Annotated in this window: 3 protein-coding genes; all 3 read right to left on the reverse strand. The window is 72.3% G+C overall.

Annotated elements, in window-relative coordinates:
* Positions 1-284: 284 nt before the first annotated feature.
* Positions 285-2,768, reverse strand: coding sequence for a signal peptide peptidase SppA (gene sppA, locus D7V97_RS39555; RefSeq protein WP_120615747.1), 2,484 nt, complete (start codon positions 2,766-2,768; stop codon positions 285-287).
* Positions 2,769-2,816: 48 nt separating this feature from the next.
* On the reverse strand, positions 2,817-4,025 hold the full coding sequence (locus tag D7V97_RS39560) for a PEGA domain-containing protein (protein WP_120615748.1): 1,209 nt from the start codon (positions 4,023-4,025) through the stop codon (positions 2,817-2,819).
* Positions 4,026-4,053: 28 nt separating this feature from the next.
* Positions 4,054-5,306: PEGA domain-containing protein (locus tag D7V97_RS39565; protein ID WP_120615749.1), on the reverse strand; the 1,253-nt coding region annotated here is incomplete at its 5' end.

Raw genomic sequence — 5,306 nt, forward strand, 5'->3', positions numbered from 1 at the left:
GGTCTCGGGGTTGTCGGAATTCTCGCTCATGGGGCTCCACGCCATGACGACCCTGGAGTGCGGCGGCCACAAGGGGTCGCCGGGGACGTCAGGAGGCAGGTTTTGGGACAGGAAGCCGGACGCGGGGCCTGCGAGAAGGCCGAAACCGCCGGTTCCTGAAACCCCCCGACGGCCCTAGCGCCGGCCGGGAGGCACTCACCACCCTAACAGAGCGCCCGGTTGTGGCGCCCGGATTTTCGCCGCCCGTGCGCGTGGCGTGTTCGCCGGGTGACCCCCGCGCCCCTTCAGCGGATGCGCACGTTGAAGGGGAGCATGGCCTTCAGGCCGGGGCGCAGCAGCTCGGGCGATCCCAGGCCCACCTCCCGGGCAAGCATCGACAGGGCCTCGGGCGGACGCTCCGGAAGCTCCGGCAGGAACAGCCCCGCCAGCGCATGCACCCCGGGCTCGCCGCCCAGGCCGGAGAGGAAGCCGCGCGCGCCGCCCATCACTTCCAGCTCCAGGTCCTCGGCGGGGGACACCTTCGCGCGCTTGCGGGCCGCGAGCGTCGCCTCGTGCAGGCCGCCCAGTCCGTCCACCAGCCCGCGCGCGAGCGCGTCCTGTCCGCTCCACACCCGGCCCCGGGCGACGGCGTCCACCTTCGCCTTGTCCAGCTTCCGGTTGAGCGCGACCTCGGTGATGAACGTGTCGTAGGAGTCGTCCACCCACGTCTGCACCGCGGCCTGCTGCTCCGGCGTCCACGGCTGCCACCAGTCCAGCACGTCCGCCATGTCGCCGCGCTTCAGCGTCTCCTGGTTCACCCCCAGCTTCGCGCCCAGGCCCTCCAGCGCGGGCTTCAGGTAGAAGACGCCGATGCTGCCGGTGAGCGTGGTGGGCTCCGCGAGCACCTCATCCGCGCCCACCGCCGCGTAGTAGCCGCCGGAGGCCGCCGCGTCGCCCATGGAGGCGATGACGGGCTTGTGCTTCTTCGCCTCCAGCACCGCGCGGTACATCAGGTCCGAGGCCAGCACGTCGCCGCCGCCGGAGTCCACGCGCAGGATGATGGCCACCACGGACGGGTCCTCCTGGGCCTGGGCGAGCGCGCGCACCACCGTCTCCGCGCCGGCGATCCGCGAGAAGCCCAGCGGATCCTCGCGGCTGCGGCCCCCGGTGATGTCGCCAAGAATCGGCACCACCGCGATGCGGCGGCGCAGCCCCCAGCGGTCCTCGCGCTCGTCGCGCGGCGAATACGTGGGCGCGAAGCGCAGGCCGGGGAACCACTCCGACACGCGCGCGTCCAGCTCCGTCGCGGACACCACGCCGTCCAACAGGCCCGCCTGCTGCGCCCGGCGCGAGGACAGGATGCCGCCCGTCCACGCCTGGCGCAGCTTCTCCGGCGACAGCTTGCGGCCGGACTCCACGGCCTTCTCGTAGTGCGCCACCTGGCCGTCCAGGTACGCGTCCAGCGTCTCCTTCTCCGCGGGGCTCATGTCGGAGCGGGTGAGCTGATCCGTCGCCGTCTTGTACTCACCCACGCGCGCCACGTCCCAGTGGATGCCCAGCTTCTCCATGGTGCCGCCCAGCGACGTCACGCTGGCGGACAGGCCGTTGATGGGCAGCGACGCCTCCGTCAGCGCGTACACGCTGTCCGCCGCCGACGCCACGAGGTACGAGCGGTCATCCCCCGACAGCATCACCACCACGACCTTCTTGCCCGCCTGCCGCAGGCGCAGGAAAGCCTGGCGCAGCTCCTCGGCGCCACCCCAGCCCACGCCGGGCAGGCCTTCCATCTTCACCACCACGCCCTGGAGCCGCTCGTCCTTCGTGGCGAGGTCCAGGAACTTGAGCAGCCGCAGGTACGGATCCGACTCGCTCACGCCCAGCACCGACAGCACCGGGCTCACGCCGCCCGACAGCATGTCGTCCAGGTCCAGCAGCGTCACCACCCCGTGGGAGCCGTGCACGGAGCGGTAGGGCTCCGACGACAGGCGCAGCTGCAGCACGTGGTCCAGGCCGTCGCCCGCGCCGCCCGCCGCGTACGTCAGGCCCGCGTGGCCCAGGTCCACCGTGGCGGAGATCTGGAGCGCCAGTGGGATGCCGCTGACGAAGCCGTGGGACAGCCCGCCGCCCAGCCGCAGGCCGCGCACCACCTCCGCCTGCACCGTGTACGTGGCCTGGCCTTCCCGGAAGCCCCCTTCGGCGAAGAGCCAGTCCACGCCCAGCGTGTAGCGCTCGTCCAGCGGGCGCAGGCCCAGGCCGAAGTTGTAGCGGCGCGGCAGCTTGAGGCCGTCGCTCTCCGGGGCGTTCAGGTCCCTCGCCACCGCGGCCAGCGAGAGGAAGCGGGCGGGGCGCGCGGTGAGGCCCACGTCCCAGCTGGTGAGTCCGCCAATGGCGCGGTCGTCGGAGCTGAAGTCGTGCAGGGCCGCGCCCAGCTGGAAGGTGCGGGGCCCCAGCGACAGGCCGAAGGACGTCTTGCGGTAGTCGGGCGCGTCCTCGCCGCGGATCCACTCCAGCGAGAAGCCCGCGCCCAGCCCCAGCAGGCGCGTGCCCAGGAAGACGGCGTCGCCCACGGCGTCCGACTCCAGGTTGCGCTCGTGCAGGTAGAAGAGCTGGCCCGCGTCCAGGAAGCCCAGCCCCGCGGGGTTGAGCGACAGCGCGGGCGCTTCGTCCACGAGCGCCGCGTTGGTGGGAGGCAGCGTGATGCCGCGCGGCGGGGTGGGCGCGCGGACGACGGCGCCCGTCTGCGCGAGCGCGAACGTCGGGAGGAGGGTCAACAGCGGCAGGAGGCGCATGCGGCCCGGGACTCTAGGGGCAGTCCGTCCCGGGACAAGCGCCGTCCGCTACCAATCCTCGGTTCCCGACATCGAATCCAAGGGGTCATCCGTGGAGCGTTTTTTCTCGGACTGTTTCTGCTGGCCGCCCCGGTCCTCCGCGCTCCAGTCCTCCGCGCCGCTGCGGCCTTCCAGCGGATCCTTGGCGCGGATGACCTTCTCGCCCTCGGTGTTGATGAGCTGGTTGACCACCCGCTCCATCTCCAGCTTGAGCTGTCCGTACTCGTCGCCCTGGAGCACCAGCCGCCGCGAGCCCAGGCGCTTGCCGCTCTTCACGTCGAAGAGGCCCACCGCCAGCTCCGTGCCCTTCTCCGGGATGACGCGCACGGTGCCCAGCAGCGTCCGGTCCAACCCCAGCGACTTGCCGAGCGCCACGACGGCGTTGGCCGGCTTGTCGCTGGGACGCGACACGTCGCTCACCACCTTGTCGAGCTGCACGTCGTAGGCCTTGTACGTGGCCGTGGGGACGAGCGCCGCGCTGACCTCCGTGTCGTCCGGCGTCACTTCGGCGATCTGACCGAACTGGCGGAAGCCGGGGCGCTCCATCCGCACCAGGTGCTTGCCCACCGGCAGCGCGGGGAGCGTCACGGGGGTGTAGCCCACCGCTTCTCCGTCCACGAAGACGCGCGCGCCCGCGGGCCGCGACTTGAAGGTGGCGGTGCCGCGCAGCTGCGACGTGCGGCTCGTGGCCACCTGCACCCGCAGGCCGATGAAGTCCCGGCTGAAGCGCTTGGGGTTCAATTCGAAGGTGGGGTTGAGCGCCATCAGGTCGATGAGCAGCAGCTTCGCTTCCTCCACGTCGCCCCGCAGCTGGAGGATGGCGCCGTGCAGCGCGAGCGCGTCGCACAGCGGGAAGCACGAGTGCATGGCCGCGACCGAGCCCTCCACTTCCTTGAGGGTGGCGCGCACCTTGCGCTCCGCGTCCTCGTACTCGCGGGCCTCGAAGGCCTTGGCGCTCTCCTCGAAGCCCTTCTTCGCGCGCTGGAACGACGCCTGGGCCGCCGCGTCGTCCGGCAGGCCGAAGAGGTCCTTCGGCTTGCGCACGGAGTAGTTGGCGAAGTTGCCAAGCGCGTCGTTCATGTAGTTCTCCATCTGCACCCCCGAGGACTCGGACGACGGGTCCATGGGGATGAGCAGCGCGGAGATGCGACCCGGCGGGGGCGAGGACGACAGCGCCAGGGCGGGCAGCAACACGAACGCGAGCGAGAGGGCTTTCATGGGGAGTCCTGGAAGCTTGACGCGAGCGCTAGAAGGAAATTCCACCGGGCAGCCCATTCACGGGGTTGAAGCCGGGGGCGCGGTCCGACGTGGCCACGTACACCACGCCCGCCGTCACCGCCGCCACGCCCGCCGCCGCGGCCCAGAACCAGGGCTTGCGCAGCACGGAGTCCCCCGACGAGGACGCCACCTCGTTGCGGCCCGGCTTGGTGCCCTGGGGCAGGGCGGAGCCGGTGAGGAAGGTGTGCACCTGCTCGGCGGCGGCGTTCGCGCTGCCCTTGCCGTCGCGCTCGCCGAAGTCCACCTCCACGCCCTTCAGCCGGTTCTTCGTGCGCAGGTCCCACGCCTGTACCTCGCCGTGGAGGCGGCCCTTCTTGTCCTGGAACGCCGCCGCCAGCACCACGTAGCGCGCGTTGAGCCGCTCGCCGATGGCGCCGACTTCCGGGGGAACGGCGTCGTCGGAGAAGGCCTTCTCCGTGCCGGCCTTCGCGGCCGCGTCACGCAGCGCGGCCAGGCCGGGCGCGGAGGACAGCTTCGCCTTCACCTCGGTGGGCGCGGACGGCTTCACCTCCGCGTACGTCACGGACGGGGCGTAGCCCGGCAGCACCACCTGCACGGGGTAGTGGCCCGGCGGCAGCTTCACGTTGGACAGCGGCGTCGCGCCCACGTCGCGGCCGCGCACCAGCACGCGCGCGCCCTGGGGCTGGGACGTCACCACCAGCGAGCCCTGCGGCTGCGCGGCCAGCTCCTTCTGCGCCTCCGCGAACACCCGCTGCACGTCCTGGCCGAACTGGCCCGCATCCGGGCGCAGGGACGGCTCCGCCACCATCGCGTTCGTGAAGGCGACCTTCGCGCCCGCCACGTCGCCGTTGAGCAGCTGCGAGGCGCCCTGGAAGAGGTACGCCTCGCCCAGCTTCTCCGGACGCAGGTCGCCCGGGCGCTGCACGTACGCGTCCGCGGCCGCCTTGAACTTCACCGCCGCGGTGTCGGGGTCCAGGTTGTCGTACGCGGAGCGGCCCTCGTCGAAGAGCGCGTCGCCCTTCGGAATGCCCTGGGGCTCCGGCGCCGGGAACGCGGCCGCCAGGTCCACGAACTCCACGTCGCCCGCGGCGCCCAGCTTCCGCGACAGCGTGTCCTCCAGCTTCGCCGCCTGGTCCGAGGCGGCCGACTGGCGGGCCACGCCGAACAGCGCCACCGCCTTGGACGGCGCCGCGCGCACGACGGGCGCGGCGACGGGCGGCGGGGCAGGCGCGACGGGGGCCTTCGTGGTCGCCGTGGGGG

The organism is Corallococcus sp. CA053C, assembly GCF_003611675.1.
Classification (GTDB): domain Bacteria; phylum Myxococcota; class Myxococcia; order Myxococcales; family Myxococcaceae; genus Corallococcus.

Coding starts and splice junctions, on each gene's coding strand:
- sppA (WP_120615747.1), bottom strand. CDS start 2,768: ATGCGCCTCCTGCCGCTGTTGACCCTCCTCCCGACGTTCGCGCTCGCG.
- D7V97_RS39560 (WP_120615748.1), bottom strand. CDS start 4,025: ATGAAAGCCCTCTCGCTCGCGTTCGTGTTGCTGCCCGCCCTGGCGCTG.